General features: G+C 46.8%; 14 protein-coding genes and 1 tRNA gene. 14 read left to right on the top strand and 1 reads right to left on the bottom strand.

Annotation, left to right across the window (positions count from 1 at the left end; translation table 11 throughout):
• Position 1 precedes the first annotated feature (1 nt).
• From ABWH99_RS19165 to ABWH99_RS19100, 14 genes are all read left to right on the top strand, one after another.
• The gene (locus ABWH99_RS19165; RefSeq protein WP_375583421.1) at positions 2–1,234 is read left to right on the top strand and encodes a SpoIIE family protein phosphatase; all 1,233 of its coding nucleotides are present in this window, start codon (positions 2–4) and stop codon (positions 1,232–1,234) included.
• Positions 1,221–1,847, top strand: a complete 627-nt coding sequence (locus ABWH99_RS19160; protein ID WP_375583420.1) for a polysaccharide deacetylase family protein — start codon at positions 1,221–1,223, stop codon at positions 1,845–1,847. Before ABWH99_RS19165 ends, ABWH99_RS19160 begins: the two co-directional genes overlap by 14 nt.
• A gap of 120 nt (positions 1,848–1,967) precedes the next feature.
• Complete coding sequence (locus ABWH99_RS19155) at positions 1,968–2,954, top strand: glycosyltransferase (protein WP_375583419.1); 987 nt, start codon at positions 1,968–1,970, stop codon at positions 2,952–2,954.
• Entirely contained in the window at positions 2,951–3,733 is a 783-nt protein-coding gene (locus tag ABWH99_RS19150; protein ID WP_375583418.1) for a TatD family hydrolase, read from the top strand. The genes ABWH99_RS19155 and ABWH99_RS19150 overlap by 4 nt, the downstream gene beginning before the upstream one ends.
• Positions 3,723–4,799, top strand: coding sequence for an asparaginase (locus ABWH99_RS19145; RefSeq protein WP_375583417.1), 1,077 nt, complete (start codon positions 3,723–3,725; stop codon positions 4,797–4,799). Before ABWH99_RS19150 ends, ABWH99_RS19145 begins: the two co-directional genes overlap by 11 nt.
• A gap of 167 nt (positions 4,800–4,966) precedes the next feature.
• Positions 4,967–5,054: transfer RNA gene (locus ABWH99_RS19140), tRNA-Ser, on the top strand.
• Between the two features lie 309 nt (positions 5,055–5,363).
• A complete protein-coding gene (locus ABWH99_RS19135) occupies positions 5,364–6,176 on the top strand; it encodes a MotA/TolQ/ExbB proton channel family protein (protein WP_375583416.1) in 813 nt (270 codons plus the stop codon).
• Positions 6,177–6,232: 56 nt separating this feature from the next.
• Positions 6,233–6,562, top strand: a complete 330-nt coding sequence (locus ABWH99_RS19130) for a hypothetical protein (protein WP_375583415.1) — start codon at positions 6,233–6,235, stop codon at positions 6,560–6,562.
• A 2-nt stretch (positions 6,563–6,564) separates the two neighbouring features.
• Positions 6,565–7,203, top strand: coding sequence for an ExbD/TolR family protein (locus ABWH99_RS19125; RefSeq protein ID WP_375583414.1), 639 nt, complete (start codon positions 6,565–6,567; stop codon positions 7,201–7,203).
• 2 nt (positions 7,204–7,205) lie between these two features.
• Positions 7,206–7,670 carry a biopolymer transporter ExbD gene (locus ABWH99_RS19120; protein WP_092175497.1) on the top strand — a complete coding sequence of 155 codons (465 nt, stop codon included), beginning with the start codon at positions 7,206–7,208 and terminating at the stop codon, positions 7,668–7,670.
• A 137-nt stretch (positions 7,671–7,807) separates the two neighbouring features.
• A complete protein-coding gene (locus tag ABWH99_RS19115; protein WP_375583413.1) occupies positions 7,808–8,134 on the top strand; it encodes a rhodanese-like domain-containing protein in 327 nt (108 codons plus the stop codon).
• 80 nt (positions 8,135–8,214) lie between these two features.
• Positions 8,215–9,636, top strand: a complete 1,422-nt coding sequence (locus ABWH99_RS19110; protein ID WP_375583412.1) for a rhodanese-like domain-containing protein — start codon at positions 8,215–8,217, stop codon at positions 9,634–9,636.
• A 520-nt stretch (positions 9,637–10,156) separates the two neighbouring features.
• On the top strand, positions 10,157–10,738 hold the full coding sequence (locus ABWH99_RS19105) for a YeeE/YedE family protein (protein ID WP_375583411.1): 582 nt from the start codon (positions 10,157–10,159) through the stop codon (positions 10,736–10,738).
• Positions 10,739–10,780: 42 nt separating this feature from the next.
• Positions 10,781–11,269 carry a DUF6691 family protein gene (locus tag ABWH99_RS19100; RefSeq protein WP_375583410.1) on the top strand — a complete coding sequence of 163 codons (489 nt, stop codon included), beginning with the start codon at positions 10,781–10,783 and terminating at the stop codon, positions 11,267–11,269.
• A gap of 60 nt (positions 11,270–11,329) precedes the next feature.
• On the opposite strand, the gene smc is transcribed toward ABWH99_RS19100, so the two are convergent.
• A complete protein-coding gene (smc, locus tag ABWH99_RS19095; protein ID WP_375583409.1) occupies positions 11,330–14,893 on the bottom strand; it encodes a chromosome segregation protein SMC in 3,564 nt (1,187 codons plus the stop codon).
• Positions 14,894–14,937: the final 44 nt, after the last annotated feature.

Genomic DNA, 14,937 nt, shown 5'->3' with positions numbered 1-14,937 from the left:
CATGACCACCGAGACGCTAAAGTACCAACGAAAAGAATTGGAATTAAAGGCCCTGTTGGAAATTACACAGGCCATTAACGAAAACAAGACAGAAAATGTATTGCTAAATATTTTTAAGTTCACCTGTCTGGTACACCTCAACATCAAGTCTTTGTTATTGTATGTATTCAACGAGCAGGAGCAGTTTTTTGAACGGAGGATTTCTCACCAGGTGAAGGGGAAGTTACCCGAGCACATCCCAAAAGCAGATGTACAGGAAAACAAACACCTCGGCAAACTTAGTTTGAGCCTTGCACAGGAGTATTCTTTCTCGGAGGTAAATATTTATGTACCCGTTTACCACAAGGAAAAAATGCTGGCCATTCTTTTTTTGAATACCAAGGACAAAGAGAAAGGGCTGGACCTGGATTTTACTCAAGCGCTTACCAACATCCTGGTAGTGGCATTGGAGAACAAACGTTTTTCGCGAAAGCAATTGGAACAGGAGCGCTTGCGGAAGGAAATGGAAATCGCCAGCAACGTGCAGCGCATGCTTTTTCCGGCAAGCCTGCCATCCAATCACCGATTAAAAGCGAAGGTGACCTATTTCCCCCATAGTACGGTCGGGGGGGATTACTATGATTTGATTCAGCCCAGCAAAAATGACGTTTATTTTTGTGTAGCGGATGTATCAGGTAAAGGAATGCCCGCTTCGCTGCTGATGTCTAACTTTCAGGCTGCCTTGCGAACCTTGTTGCGAAGCGGGTCGGATTTGGTGACCATTGTCCAGCAGTTAAACTCTACCATTTTTGAAAATACCAATGGAGAACGATTCATCACTTTTTTTCTCGGACATTACAGCTATTCGGACGGACGACTCCGTTACATCAATGCCGGGCACAACCCGCCGGTGCTTTGTACCGAGCAGGGGCAGCAGATAGAAGTGCTGGAGGCAGGTACCACCATTTTGGGGGCTTTCGAATCCCTGCCTTTTCTGGAACAGGGAGGGCGCAATGGCTTGCACAGCTTTGTTCTGCACCTGTACACGGATGGCCTGACCGAAACCCTTAACCCCAGGGAAGAAGAGTACGGGGAGGAAAACTTTCTGCAGTACATCCGTAACAACCCCTGTGCAACCCCCGAACAATTTCATGCAGGCTTCTTCACCGAACTGGATGCCTTTTCCGAGGGGGTAGGAAGGAGGGATGACCTCACCTTGCTAAGCCTTCAATTCAACGGAGATGCGGCCCTTTAAGATTCCAGACATAGCGCAGCGGGTGTTCAGTGACTTTACCTGGCACCGGGCGAGGGATCAAAGGAACGTGTTTCTTACCTTTGACGATGGTCCGGTGGCGGGGGTTACCGACTTTGTGCTCGAAGCGCTGGACAAGCGCCGGATGAAGGCTACGTTCTTTATGGTCGGAGACAACGTAAGCAGGTCCCACGATCTGGCCCGACAAGTAGGGGAAGCGGGGCACGGCATCGGAAACCATACCTACCACCACCTAAGAGGGGCAAAAACCAGTGCCGCCCGGTACCTGCAGGATGTCGAAAACTGCAGGGAAATCATCCGTGAAAAGACAGGCGCACGTCCCACCCTGTTTCGGCCGCCCTACGGCAGTATCAGTTGCAGACAGAAGAACGTTTTAAAAAAAGATTACGAGATAGTCTTGTGGGACCTGATTTCATGGGATTTTGTGCCCGGCATGTCTCCCAACCGCTCCCTGCGAAAGTTACGGGAAACGACCAGAAATGGCTCCATCGTATTGTTTCACGACCAGGAAAAATCACGCCATTTTCTTAAAAGCATGTTGCCCGGATACCTGGACTATTTAGCCGGCAGCGGCTACACGACCCAATTATTGTAGGAGGTGGGGCAAGTGGCGCTACTCATATTGTCCCTGGTTACGCTCCAATACCTCTTACTTTGGTTACGCCTGAAACGATTTTTTCGAGCATACCCGGCAGATCCGACTGATTCGCTGCCAATGATCTGTATTTTGCTCCCTTGTCGCAACGAGGCAGAGAACCTGCCCGATTGCCTGCATGCGCTGGAAGGCTTAGCGTACCCGACCGACAGGATTCGTTATTTATTGGCCGACGACCACAGCAGTGACGAGACGGGTGCCATCCTCGCCAACTGGGCAGCTAAGGGCACCAACAGGCAAGTGATTCCGCTTGGCCGCCGGCCGGCACCTGGGGAAAATGGTAAAGCCCTTGCATTGGCTGAGATGGCCGCTCAGGTAAGAAAAGGAGAATTCATGCTTTTTACCGATGCGGATTGCCGCGTCCCGCCTGGCTGGGCGGCCTGTATGGCAAAAACCTATCGGAAGGAATTCGGTTTAGTGACGGGGATTACGAGGATCTCTGGAAATTCCTGGTTTGCACGCATGCAGGCGCTGGACTGGTGGCTTACCCTGGGCAAAGTGAAAGTGGTGGCCGATTGGGGATATAACCTGACGGCCATGGGCAATAATATGGCGATGGCGGAGAGCGCTTATCGGAAGGCAGGGGGCTTTTTGCCTCTGACAGGTGCCGTAACGGAAGACCTCGCCCTGGCACGTGCGGTGCAGGGCATCGGATATCGCCCCATTCAACTGGTAAACAAAGCGGTACTGGTTAGTACCTTACCCGAGTTGGGTTTTACTAACCTGATGAAGCAGCGTAAACGGTGGATGCGTGGTGCATTCCTCTTGCCCTGGTATTGGCAATTGCTATTGGGCCTGCAAGTGGGGTTTTATCTGGCACTGATGGTAGCGATGTATTACGTCCCGTTACAGGCAGGAATCGGTTGGTGCATCAAAATTTTGGTCCAGTCGCTTTTTATCGGGACCTTTGCCGCAAAAACGGAAACCAAAACGAGATTTCTCGATCTAATTTGCTTTGAAATTTATAACTGGATTGTAAGCTGGTCCACTGTATTGTATTATTTTTGGCCCGGAGCCATCCAATGGAAAAACCGCAATTACCGATGAAATTTATAGAGACGCACGCTCATCTTTACAGCAAAAAATTCGATTCCGACCGATACGATGTGATCAGGAGGGCCAGGGAAAGTGGTGTGGCGAAGTTTTTTATGCCCAATATTGACCTGGAGTCCATTCCGGGAATGATGCAGATTGCGGATGATTTTGAGGGTATTTGTTTTCCGATGCTCGGTTTGCACCCCTGCGATGTGGGGGAGGACTTTGAAGAGAAGCTGACCAAAATGGAAGAATGGTGGGGCAGGCACCACTTTGTAGCAGTGGGGGAGACGGGCATTGATCTGTACTGGGACAAGACCTATTTTGAGCAACAACAGGAGTCGTTGCGCAGGCACATTCTATGGGCGAAAGAGAAAAGCCTCCCCTTGGTTTTGCATTGTAGAAATTCCCTGGACGAAACCATCGACCTCCTTCGATCTACGCACGAGGAAGGCCTTTCCGGCATATTTCATTGTTTTTCGGGCAATATTGCTCAGGCGAGGCAAATCATCGATATGGGCTTTTATTTGGGGATGGGCGGCACGCTGACCTACAAGAATAGCGGGTTGGGTGAGGTCGTCGCCGCATTGGGATTGGAGCGGCTGGTGCTGGAAACCGATAGCCCTTACCTGGCACCGGTCCCGTTTCGTGGAAAGCGGAATTCACCCGAATACATTCCATATATCGCCGAAAAAATGGCCGGCTTTGCCAATACCTCAGTGGAGGAAGTAGCCGCGGTGACCAGCAAAAATGCATTGACCGTCTTCAAACAGCCATTCGATGAATTATAAAATAGTCCGGTTAAACACTGCCGCCCGCACAGAGATCGAATACGCAGTTTTGATCATATATACGGGAGGAACGCTGGGAATGGCTTATGACGAAAAGGGTGCGCTGGTACCGTTTAATTTCGGGAAAATCCTGGAAAAAATCCCCAACCTGAACAACCTGAATATCAGTATTACGGTCATTTCGTTTCCCGAACCCATTGATTCTTCCAATATCAACCTTCAGCACTGGGTGGATATGGCCTACATCATCTACGAGAACTACGATACGTACGATGGGTTTGTGGTACTGCATGGGACGGATACCATGGCATACAGCGCTTCCATGCTCAGCTACATGCTAGCCGGACTTAACAAACCGGTGATTTTTACAGGAGCACAGTTGCCCATCAGTGCGATGCGGTCGGATGCCCGGGAAAATCTAATGACCTCCCTTGAAATTGCAATCTCGAAAGCCAACGGTAAACCAATTGTACCGGAAGTATGCATTTTTTTCAATCACATGCTCCTGCGGGGAAACCGTGCGAAGAAAGTGCAAAGTGTCCATTTTGATGCGTTTGAATCCGAAAACTATCCGCCGCTGGCGGAATCGGGCATAGTCATCGATTACAACTACGCTTCGATCCGCCCTTACGAAGAAGGGAAAAAGCTCAAATACCTGAACAGGCTTGACAATCAAGTGATGGTACTGAAACTTTTCCCGGGAATCACCAAAAACGTTATCGAACATTGCCTGGGGATCGAAGGGCTGAAAGGTATCGTACTGGAGACCTACGGTTCTGGCAACAGTCCCAGCGAGGATTGGTTTATTCAAACCATGGAACAGGCGGTGGACAGGGGGTTGCTGGTATTCAACGTCTCTCAGTGCAACGGAGGGCGGGTGATACAGGGCCGTTACCAGACCAGTACCGACCTCAAACGTATGGGGGTGTTGAGTGGTGGAGACATTACCACGGAGGCAGCGATCACCAAGATGATGTTTGTACTGGCAAACGAAACGGACGAAACGGAAATTAAGCGAAAGATGATGACCCCCCTAGCCGGAGAGATGTCAGTATTGAGCCATTAATGGAGAAAGAATCAAGGGTTTGATGGTCAATCTTCTAGCATTCGTTGTCAGAAATATTCCGTTTGAGTTTGCTTATTTTTAGACAATAAACAAGGCAATAATTTGCATGGGCTGAATTTTATAATTTTATTTGTCGCTGCAATAAAGCCGAAATTCACCAGAAAAACAGAGAGGTGTCCGAGCGGTCGAAGGAGCACGCCTGGAAAGCGTGTATACCCCTAAAGGGTATCGAGGGTTCGAATCCCTTCCTCTCTACAACTATTCACCCGATCGGGAAACACGCGTTTCCAGTTCTTTGAAACCTGTTAACACGTATTGGTTTTGATCCAAAAAAAGGTATGGGCTCCGTTTAAACGGAAGTATACCCACTGGCATAAATGGGATGAAACAATCCTATTAAATAAAATAACTTCAATTCTGGTACCAATTGCCACCCTTTGGGAAGGTTTTCTTAGAAATTATACGGGAATCATTTGCAAATTGAACCGAAAAAATTATAACTTTAAAAACTTAATTCGAATACAGAAACCGTTCAACCTTTAAAAGTCTATTAAAAACTACATTATGAAAAAGTTAATCGCTTTGTTCATGCTTTTCGGAATTTTATTTTCTCCGATGATCACAAAAGCACAAGAAGAAACAGAAGAAACAGAAGCTGACACCACGGAAGAGGCAGCTGCCCCGGCCCCAACTCCCGCTCCTGCACCGGTGATGACCGATGACGACATCGTAGCCGAAGATTTATCCTTTCACCAGGTGATCAAGGATAAGTTCATTGAAGGAGATCCTACCTACATGACGCCCGTATTGTTGTGTTTGATCTTAGGATTGGCAGTCGCATTGGAACGAATCATCACGCTCAACCTTTCCACGACCAACACTAAAAAATTGCTGGCAAAAGTTGAGAGCGCGTTGGAAGAAGGCGGAATCGAAGCTGCCAAAGACGTTACAAAAGCGACCAGAGGTCCTGTTGCTTCTATCTTCACCCAAGGGTTGATGCGTTATTCTGAGGGCATTGACATGGTAGAAAAGTCCATCATTGCCTATGGATCTGTAGAGATGGGTAGGCTTGAAAAAGGGCTGGTTTGGATCTCGCTTTTTATCTCCCTTGCCCCAATGCTGGGTTTCATGGGTACGGTAATTGGTATGATCGGAGCCTTTGATTCCATCGAGGCGGCCGGTGACATTTCTCCATCTCTTGTGGCCGGTGGTATTAAAATCGCCCTTTTGACAACAGTAGCAGGTTTGATCGTAGCGATTATCCTTCAATTGTTTTACAACTACTGTGTGGCAAAAATTGACTCCATCGTTAACGACATGGAAGATGCTTCTATCAGCTTAGTAGACATTTTGGTGAAACACAAATTGACCAGGTAATACTGGTCTTTTTTGTGTACCTTTAAATGATTTATTCACTCAAGATTTAAGATAAAATGGATACTACTGATATATTTTTATATGCAGGGTACTTGCTGATCATCATAGGAGCGATAGTAGCGATACTGATGCCGCTGATCCAGTCCCTTGGTGACCCAAAGAGTCTGTTGAAGACCGTCGCCGGGGTGGTTATCATTGGCGCCCTATTTGGTATTGCCTATTCCTCCGCGAGCGGAGAGGTGGCAGCCAAGTACATCGCTGACCCATTCAACATTACTCCGGAAGGTGCCAAGATGGTGGGAGGGGTATTAATTACCGTTTATGCCCTATTCATTCTGGCCATTGTAGGCATCGTAATTACCGAACTCAACAAATTAATCAAGTAATTATGGCTAGCAAGAGAGGTAGAATGAGTCAGGAGGTAAATGCAGGGTCGATGGCGGACATCGCCTTCTTGCTTCTTATCTTCTTTCTCGTAACCACAACCATCGCTTCGGATAAGGGTATCCTTAATATCCTTCCCCCAAAGCAAGACCCCAATCAGCCGCCTCCTGAGGTGGAACTAAACGAGCGGAATATTTTCAATATTCTCATCAATGCGAACGATGACTTGTTGATTGAAGGCGAATTTCGAAATAACGCAGACGGTTTGTCCGAGGAAATCAAGAAATTCGTGTTGAATTTTGGTAATCCGGATGAAGATGCAGTCGCCTTGTTTAACGATTTGCCTCCTTCTCTCCGGGGAATGGCAGAGCAAAGCCCCGAGTCATCCGATCATCCCATGTCCGGTGGAGCAGTTATCTCCATCAAGACCAATAGGGGTACCAGTTACGAAACCTATCTCGAGGTATTGGACCTGGTGAAAAAGGCGTATTTTGAAATCTACGGAGAGCGGGTAGGATTGACGGCAGAGCAATACAGGGCACTGTCCGGACAAACTGCGGCCGAAAAGGAACTGATCGATCGTGGCAAAGAAGGGATTCCCATGGCCATCTCCATTGCTGAACCTGATAAAATCGGAAGCTAATTATGTCGAAGTTTAAAAAGAAAACCAAAGCTGACACCAATATTCCTACCTCAGCGCTACCCGATATCATCTTCATGTTGTTGTTTTTCTTCATGGTGACAACGGTACTGAGAGAGCAGGAAATTCTGGTAGAACAAAAAATCCCGCAGGCTACTCAGCTTCAGAAATTGCAGAAAAAGACCCTGATCTCCTATCTGTACATTGGAAAACCAAAGAATACTTCCCTGTACGGATCGGAACCTCGTATTCAGGCCAATGATGTTTTGATCAATACTTCAGACATCATTCTCTGGGTCAATCAGGAAAAGGATAATCTTTCAGAGGCAGAACGGGATCAAATAACGATTTCACTGAAAGCAGATAGGGACGTTAAGATGGGTCCTATCAGCGATATCCAATTTGAATTAAGGGAAGCAGATGCACGTAAGTTGATGTATGCTTCTGTAGGAAAGGTTGAAAACAACTGATCCGGTTATTTTTGCTAACAAAAGAAAGCTGTCCCTTGGGCAGCTTTTTTTTTGTCCACAATGCCAATGTGATAAACATTACTTTTTTTCCTTTTTTGTACCGCTATTTTTGTAAGGTAATTTAAAAAAAGAGGAAGATGTTTAACTTATTTCATAAAAAAGCAAAAGCGTATAGCGATCTCAATGCCGAAGCATTCCACGACGGCATGAAGCAAAAGGACGCCGTAATTATTGATGTTCGGACCGCGGGGGAATTTCACAGCGGCAAACTTTCCGGAGCCAGGAATCTGGACATGATGTCCCCTGATTTTAAGAATCAACTTAAAAATCTACCAAGGGATAAGGCTTACTACCTGTATTGCCGTAGCGGTAATCGAAGCGGGCATGCCTGTGCAACCATGGCAGATATGGGTTTCGAAAAGGTATACAATCTTGCCGGTGGTATCGTTTCCTGGCCTTATTAAATCAGCTATGTGACCAAAGTCCTATTGCATATGGGACGTCGCTTATAGTTTCGTACTATCATCATTAATCAATAAACGCCATGAAAGTAGAACAAATTTATACCGGTTGCCTTGCCCAGGGGGCCTATTACATCGAATCGAATGGAGAAGCAGCCATCGTAGATCCACTGCGGGAAGTGCAGCCCTATATCGAAAAGGCCGAACGAAACGGGGCAACCATAAAATACATATTCGAGACGCATTTTCATGCCGATTTTGTTTCGGGGCATCAGGACCTGTCGGCGAAAACCGGCGCTAAAATTGTCTTCGGGCCTACAGAAATGCCCATGGGTTTTGACGCGATTGTAGCTAAGGATAACCAGGAATTCAAGGTGGGTGGAGCCACGATACGGGTGATCCATACACCCGGTCATACCATGGAAAGTTCGGTTTTCCTGCTGTCCGATGAGTCGGGTAAGGAAGTCGCGCTGTTTACCGGGGATACGCTATTTATAGGGGACGTGGGACGTCCTGATCTTGCGCAAAAGGTGATCAAGGACCTGACGCAGGAGAAATTGGCCGCTCACTTGTACGACTCGCTTCGGGAGAAAATCATGCCTTTGGCGGATCACCTGATCGTGTACCCTGCTCATGGGGCAGGAAGTGCCTGCGGAAAAAATATGAGCAAGGAGACCAGCGATACGCTTGGCAATCAAAAGAAGACCAATTATGCACTTCAGGAGATGAGTAAGGAAGCCTTTATCAAGGAAGTTCTAACCGGATTGACGCCTCCTCCCGCCTATTTCCCTCAGAATGTGTTGATGAACATTCAGGGCTATGACAGTATAGACGAGGTATTGGATAGGGGGCAGCAGGCACTGTCTCCCGAAGGATTTGAGGCAGCCGCCAATGAAACAGGCGCAGTGGTATTGGATACCCGTGCCCCAGAGGTATTTGCACAGGGATTCATTCCCAATTCGATAAACATTGGTATCGACGGTAGCTTTGCGGTTTGGGTAGGTACGCTGATACCGGATGTAAAACAAGAAATTCTCGTGGTGGCGGAGAAAGGAAGAGAGGAAGAGGTGATCACACGCCTGGCGCGTGTAGGCTACGATCATGCGTTGGGATACCTGAAAGGTGGTTTTGCTGCCTGGAAAGAGGCCGGCAAAGAGACCGATCGTATTCCCGTGATATCTGTTGATGAGCTTGCCAGCTTGCGAGCTAAAAATCCCGACCTGAATGTTTTGGATGTTCGAAAAGCCAGCGAGCACCAAAGTGAGCACATGATCGGAGCTGGGAACCTGCCGCTGGACTACATCAATGAAAACATGGCAGAGGTAAAAAAAGATCAAACCTACTACGTACACTGTGCCGGTGGGTATCGATCCATGATATTTAATTCGGTATTGAAAGCCCGAGGCTACGACAATCTGGTAGATATTCAAGGTGGTTTTGACGCAATCAAAGCCTCTGGAAAATTTCCGGTAAGCGATTACGTCTGCCCGACCACTTTGTTGTAAATACATTTTTGGTTGATGTTTTGGTTTTGATGGCAGGGACCCGTTCCCTGCCATTTTTGTAGACAAAAACCTAAGGTGACAAGGGTCACAAATTATATGAGGAAAAATGAATTGATTTGCTGGTAGATTCCGGGCAGGCACCTTCGGTTTGTGGGTGAGTAGGCGAAAGCGGTTTAACGCCGATTTGCTTTGAGATCGATTGGAAGTGTTGGGTCTTACGGTATTGAAATAGGATGGGTTTGCTTTTGACCTGGCCTCAGGCGAAAATTCAGCGCTGGGGGCGTCCGCTGATGAGATAGCGAATGGCGAGTCAATATTAAATGGGGAGATTCCTGCATAGTTTCTCTTCTTGACTTGATTGTCCTCTTATTGGGGATTGGATATAAAAGCGTTACTGGAACACCTGACCACCTGAACCCGGAAAGGAGTAGCCGAATTCAAAATGACAAAGCGGGTGACTCGGGAGCCCTTTGGATCCTTGATTATTGATCATAAACAACAACATAAACGATAGAAAAAAATGGAACAAATGATAGAATGGATCAAGCAGCCCTGGCCCTGGTACGTGGCCGGCCCCTTGATTGGACTTACGGTACCGGTATTATTGATTATTGGAAATAAGTCTTTTGGAATATCCTCATCGCTACGGCATGCATGCGCAGCTTGTATTCCCGCGAAAATTCCTTTTTTCCAATACGATTGGAAAAAGGAAACCTGGAACCTGATGTTTGTATTGGGTGTGTTTTTGGGTGGTGTCATTGCTTCGGTCTTTCTTTCCAATCCGGAAGCAGTAGTCGTAGCAGAAAGCACCCAACAAGATCTGGCTCAACTGGGAATTACCGACTTCAGGAGTCTGCTTCCTGCGGATATTTTCTCCTGGAGTAATCTTTTCACGTTGAAGGGGCTTTTCTTTTTCGTGATAGGGGGCTTTTTGGTTGGGTTCGGTACCCGGTATGCGGGTGGATGTACCTCTGGCCACGCCATCATGGGAATCAGTAACTTGCAATGGCCTTCTATGGTAGCCACCGTATTCTTTATGCTTGGAGGGTTTGCCATGACCCACCTGATTTTGCCCTACATCATGCAATTTGTTGGGTTTTAGAAAGGAAGCCGAAAAAAAATGTCATTTCAAAAAACAAAGACAATGGAAGTTAAAGAGAAAATAGAAAGCAATCCGATTGAATGCGAAGCACCGAATATGCGGAAGGAGCAAGAGTCTGGCTGGAAGCTGGTGAAATACCTGATCGTGGGTTTGTTATTCGGAATCGTGTTCGTAAAAGCGGAAATCATATCCTGGTTTCGAATTCAGGAGATGTTTCGGCTACAATCCTTCTTTATGTATGGGGTGATTGGATCAGCTATTTTAGTGGGGGCCATTTCCATACAACTGATCAAAAGGCTTGGAGTAAAAACACTTTCCGGTGAGCCCATTAAAATAGCGAATAAGGAATTCCGAAAGGGACAGGTTATCGGTGGATTCATTTTTGGGTTGGGATGGGCACTTACAGGCGCCTGCCCGGGACCCCTGTTTGCCCAAATAGGGTTTGGTTACTCTGTGGTTGTCGTGACGCTGCTTAGCGCCATTGCGGGCACCTGGGTGTACGGTAAATTTGCGGACAAGCTACCCAACTAAGAGAAACAATACTGCCACATGGAATTTCGGCCCGGTTATACGCCGGGCCGTCTTTTTATGCTAGCGGCTTTCTTCGCCCTCTTCTTCCACCAGTTCACGCAGATCCACCGGTACTACCCGGGATACACCGGCTTCAATCATCGTGATTCCATAAATGATGTCGGTACTTGCCATGGTTCGCTTATTGTGGGTGACTATAATGAACTGGGATTCGTTGGAAAAGGTCTGAATGATCTGATTAAACTTATCAATATTGGCATCGTCCAGCGGGGCATCTACCTCATCAAATATGCAAAAAGGAGCAGGTTTTAACAGGTAGATGGAAAATAATAGGGAAGTTGCCGTGAGCGTTTTCTCCCCTCCGGATAATTGGTTGATGGATAGGGGACGTTTTCCTTTTGGTTTGGCGATGATTTCAATACTGCTTTCGAGGGGCATTTCCGGATCAGTGAGCCTGAGATCGCAGTCGTCCTCTTCCGTAAACAGCGAACGAAACACCTTGATGAAATTGGCCTTGATTTTTTCGAAGGCATCCAGAAACGTTTCCTTTGCGACCTGATCAATTTCGTCGATGGTGGCAATCAACGACTCTTTTGCCTTAAGTAAATCTTCTTTCTGCTCGGTGATGAATTCATGGCGCTGTTTGATTTCGTCGAAGGCTTCCATTGCCATGGGGTTAATGGGGCCCATTTTCTCCAGCTTGTTTTTTGCTTGCATGACCTCATCCCGAAGACTGTCCTCGTCTTTCGAGGCGAGCTCCTCCGATTCCTCAGGGTTTTCCTGAATCAGTTGGTCCAAATCGAGCTCAAATTCCACACTGAGCCGTTCTTTTAAGCCGTTTAGCTTAAGGTTGATTTCATTGGCCGCTTGCCTGAATTCCATGATCAGCGCGTCTACCTGCTCTTTGTTTTGCTGGATTTCTCGGATGGCTTTTTCGGCCTGGTCGATTTCTCCGCGAAGCGCATAATAGCCCTTCTCGGCCTCACTTACTCCTACCTCAATCTGCTCTTTTTCGGTATAGAGTTCGATTAGCTCATCGTCCTTCACTTCGTTATTGTCAATCAAGGATTTGATTTCCTGATCGGTTTGCATAAGCTCCCGCTGCCCTTTTTCGATGCGTTCCCGGCTGTTCTCGAAGGTGCTTTGCTTAAAGCCAATCTCTTGCTCAATACTCTGTAGCTTATTGAGCTGTTGGTGGTACTGAATGTTTTCCTCGTTGTATTCCGACGAACGCCGGGAAAGCTCTTCGGATGCCTGCTGCAGGGTCTCGTTCACCTGTCGAATTTCTTCCTCAAGGGACGCAAACGCTTCCTTTTCCGCAGCCAATAGTGGACCCAATTCATCCAGCTCGGTCGTCAGGTCTTGAATTTTCTCCTGGATATCTTCTTTTTTATTGGCATTTGATGTCAGCATTTCCGCCAACTGTTCCTTTTTTGTCCGGACAGAGACCAGTTCCTGATTCAGTTCATTGACGATGGACTGTTTTTCTTCCAATTCGGATTTAAAGCTGACGGCCTTAAGTTCTGAAAGGTCGGCCGTTTTTCTGTCCAGGTTGGATTTTATCTCCGTAATGGTTTTTTGATGGATTTTGATCTCCTTTTCTAGTTTTTCGAGATTTTTGGCTCTTCCGATCCGCTTGCCTTCAAACAGCCCTACAGATCCACCAGAAATGGTAAACTTCCGGTCGATAAACTTCCCACTTTCCGTAATGAAAATCGCCTCCTGCGTTTTGGGTACCTGGTGAATATCTCCTTTGAATATGTACACATCGTCCAATAGGTACCCCACCAGTCGGGCGTACTTACCATCGTATTCGATGATTTCGGTGGCCGGTACGGCATCCGAAAAAAGCTTGTTTTGGGTAGGTCGAAATTTTTCGAACCTTTCCAGTATGAAAAAATGAGCTTTACCCTTACCCGCATCGCTCAGCAGCTTGACTGCATCCATGGCCTCTTTCTCGCTTTCTACTACATAGTAATTCATGTAGTTTTCCAGGAAGTTTTCGATCGTTACCCGGTACTTTTCATCGGTAGTCAAAACATCCGATAGCAAGGGGGTGTTTTTCCCCCATTTGCTGTTTTTCTTTAAAAACTTGATGGCTTCAGGAAATCCTTCCAGGTTATCAACCAGCGACTTGGTCAGTTGGAATTCATTGTTCTTGGCATCGAGCTTTCTGTTCACCTGCGTCAACTCCTCCCGGATCAATTCCAGTGTATGGGAGGCTTGCTCCAGTTTTTGTTGGTGGTCAGATTCCGCTGCCTTCAGGCGAAGGAGTTCGCGTTTTTCTACCTCCAGGCGTTCCTGGAGTCCTTCTAGTTTTTCCTTAAATCCGGCCAGGTTTTCCACCTGACTGCTGTCATCCGTTGCAGTTTTTTCCAGTTCTTGCTTAAGGGTGGAAATCTGTATTTGTTTTATTTCCTGGCTTTTGGAGAGCTGGTACACGGCATCTCTTTTTCCGGCATAGGATGCTTGCAGTTGTTTTTGTTTTTCCTGACTGGCGGCGTGTTGTGCTTTCTTGTCCTCGTATACCGCTTTTAATTCCAGTACCAGCTGTTCTTTTTCGGCAATTAGTTTTCCCGCAATCGTTTTTTCTTGTTCGAGCGAGCGAATGCTAAACCCAGCACGTTCGTTGCTTTTTTTATCCTCGTCGATTTGTTCCCGTAATTCCCGCGACTTGTCCTGAAGGAAGCGCAGCCGTTCGTTTTTTATTTTTTTGTCGCTTTCAAATTGGCGAATCTTTAATACGTGTTCATTCAGGGTTTTTTGCCTGCTGGCCAAAAGTTTTTCCCTGCTGACCATATCGGTTTTTAGCCGTTCCAAATCGGCTTCTTTGGCGCCGATTGCCGCATTCAATTGAATTTTATGATCGCTTTCCTGCTCCAGTTGCCGGTTCAATTGGATAAGGCTGTCCCGATGCTTCAGAACGCCTTTCCTTGCCAATGCGATGCTGGAGGCTTTGTAGGACTTTTTGATTTCAAAATATCGAGCCGCCTGTCGGGCTTGTTTTTCCAGTGACTTTAGGTTCTTTTCAATTTCGTACAGGAGATCCTCGACCCGGTCCAGGTCTGCATCGGTATCTTCCAGCTTGCGTAAGGTTTCTCTTTTACGCGTTTTGAACTTTGAAATTCCAGCAGCTTCTTCGAAAAGTTCCCGTCGGGAGTTGTTCTTGTCATTGAGAAGCTCATCAATCATTTTCAACTCAATGATGGCATAACTATTTGAATTGATGCCCGTGTCCATGAATAGATTGGTAATGTCCTTTAACCTACACGTGACGCCATTCAATAAATATTCACTGTCACCGGATCGGTAATACCGTCGGGTGATGGTCACATGGGTGTATTCTGTAGGCAGTAGGTTTTTGGTGTTTTCAAAAGTTAGAGAAACCTCCGCCATATTCAGTGGTTTTCTACTTTTGGTCCCGTTAAAAATGACATTTTCCATCTTGTCTGAGCGGAGCATCCGGGTCTTTTGCTCTCCCAATACCCAGCGAATAGCATCTACTACATTGGATTTTCCACAACCGTTGGGACCAACGACTCCGGTAATGCCCTTGTCGAAATGAATCAGGACCTTGTCACCGAAACTTTTGAATCCCCTAATTTCTAATTTGGAAAGCTGCATGTAGGTAAAGTTTATGCCTAGCAAATTTAACCCAAAGGATTAAA

The sequence above is a fragment of the Cyclobacterium xiamenense genome, assembly GCF_042140265.1.
GTDB classification, from domain to species: domain Bacteria; phylum Bacteroidota; class Bacteroidia; order Cytophagales; family Cyclobacteriaceae; genus Cyclobacterium; species Cyclobacterium xiamenense_A.
Note: the sequence above shows the minus strand (reverse complement) of the source record. Positions and strands in the feature narration are given on the sequence as shown.

Bases quoted from the DNA above. Each gene is read 5' to 3' on its own strand.
- ABWH99_RS19165 (WP_375583421.1), top strand. From the start codon at position 2: ATGACCACCGAGACGCTAAAGTACCAACGAAAAGAATTGGAATTAAAG.
- ABWH99_RS19160 (WP_375583420.1), top strand. From the start codon at position 1,221: ATGCGGCCCTTTAAGATTCCAGACATAGCGCAGCGGGTGTTCAGTGAC.
- ABWH99_RS19155 (WP_375583419.1), top strand. From the start codon at position 1,968: ATGATCTGTATTTTGCTCCCTTGTCGCAACGAGGCAGAGAACCTGCCC.
- ABWH99_RS19150 (WP_375583418.1), top strand. From the start codon at position 2,951: ATGAAATTTATAGAGACGCACGCTCATCTTTACAGCAAAAAATTCGAT.
- ABWH99_RS19145 (WP_375583417.1), top strand. From the start codon at position 3,723: ATGAATTATAAAATAGTCCGGTTAAACACTGCCGCCCGCACAGAGATC.
- ABWH99_RS19135 (WP_375583416.1), top strand. From the start codon at position 5,364: ATGAAAAAGTTAATCGCTTTGTTCATGCTTTTCGGAATTTTATTTTCT.
- ABWH99_RS19130 (WP_375583415.1), top strand. From the start codon at position 6,233: ATGGATACTACTGATATATTTTTATATGCAGGGTACTTGCTGATCATC.
- ABWH99_RS19125 (WP_375583414.1), top strand. From the start codon at position 6,565: ATGGCTAGCAAGAGAGGTAGAATGAGTCAGGAGGTAAATGCAGGGTCG.
- ABWH99_RS19120 (WP_092175497.1), top strand. From the start codon at position 7,206: ATGTCGAAGTTTAAAAAGAAAACCAAAGCTGACACCAATATTCCTACC.
- ABWH99_RS19115 (WP_375583413.1), top strand. From the start codon at position 7,808: ATGTTTAACTTATTTCATAAAAAAGCAAAAGCGTATAGCGATCTCAAT.
- ABWH99_RS19110 (WP_375583412.1), top strand. From the start codon at position 8,215: ATGAAAGTAGAACAAATTTATACCGGTTGCCTTGCCCAGGGGGCCTAT.
- ABWH99_RS19105 (WP_375583411.1), top strand. From the start codon at position 10,157: ATGGAACAAATGATAGAATGGATCAAGCAGCCCTGGCCCTGGTACGTG.
- ABWH99_RS19100 (WP_375583410.1), top strand. From the start codon at position 10,781: ATGGAAGTTAAAGAGAAAATAGAAAGCAATCCGATTGAATGCGAAGCA.
- smc (WP_375583409.1), bottom strand. From the start codon at position 14,893: ATGCAGCTTTCCAAATTAGAAATTAGGGGATTCAAAAGTTTCGGTGAC.